The sequence below is a fragment of the Microbulbifer hainanensis genome, assembly GCF_014904735.1.
GTDB classification, from domain to species: domain Bacteria; phylum Pseudomonadota; class Gammaproteobacteria; order Pseudomonadales; family Cellvibrionaceae; genus Microbulbifer; species Microbulbifer hainanensis.
Window position 1 is genome coordinate 1 of the sequence record NZ_JACZCR010000074.1, and the last position, 749, is coordinate 749.

A 749-nucleotide genomic window follows, 5' to 3' on the forward strand; every position below is an offset into this window, starting at 1 on the left:
TGACGGAAACCTCGCACGAGTTAGGGGATCTGGTGAACAAACCACTAAATCGATCACAGCGCAAAACTATAAAAACGCCGGATACGATCAAATTGACGATCTTAAGAAGTGCTTAGACCATCACAAAGGCACTCGGCTAGCAGCTTTGTGTTTCTTGATAACTATTCTATTTGTTACGGATCGTCTCGCTGAAGCAGTATCTAAAATCGTCTCTGCCGCGATGTCCAAATCCGCAAATGAGGACCGTCGTTGAGTTGTCATTCGCTTCCGCCATAGAAAAGTAAGGCGATCGTCCATACCGTTGCGATCAGCGCCGCCGCAACTTCGAAGAGAGGATTGGGCCGCTTGCCTAAGAAGATCGTGTCGCCATAGGCGATCATGATTGCGCCAATCGGCAGCATTAGGACAACCAGCGCGGCGCCGAATTTCAGGAAGGTCGTGAGGGTGAGAGCCAGGTGGTCGCTAAGCGGAAAGTAGTCCGGGATCTCGTACCCGAATAGGTCCTCGGCGTAGACCGCGAAGAGAACCCCGTAACCGAAACAAACCAGCGCTGCGAGGCCGTTGAAAATCCGCACCGGCCAGAGTGCCGCACGGGCGAGTGCGCCGAGGATCGACCGTAGTAATGGCGAAGAGTGAGTCATAGCGTGTCGCTTTCTGCGAGGAATTGTCAGGCCAGCCGACGGCTGGCCTGATTTCGTCCAAAGATGGATCAGCCTTTGAGTTCCCAGGTCCCGTCCGGTTGGCGGCAG

Annotated in this window: 2 protein-coding genes; one reads left to right on the forward strand and one right to left on the reverse strand. The window is 54.1% G+C overall.

The window, feature by feature from the left end; genetic code table 11:
• The coding region (locus IG168_RS20740; RefSeq protein WP_226877195.1) for a hypothetical protein at window positions 1-253 on the forward strand (253 nt) is incomplete at its 5' end.
• 4 nt (window positions 254-257) lie between these two features.
• Here IG168_RS20740 and IG168_RS20390 read toward each other — a convergent pair.
• The coding region (locus IG168_RS20390) for a hypothetical protein (protein ID WP_226877196.1) at window positions 258-749 on the reverse strand (492 nt) is incomplete at its 5' end.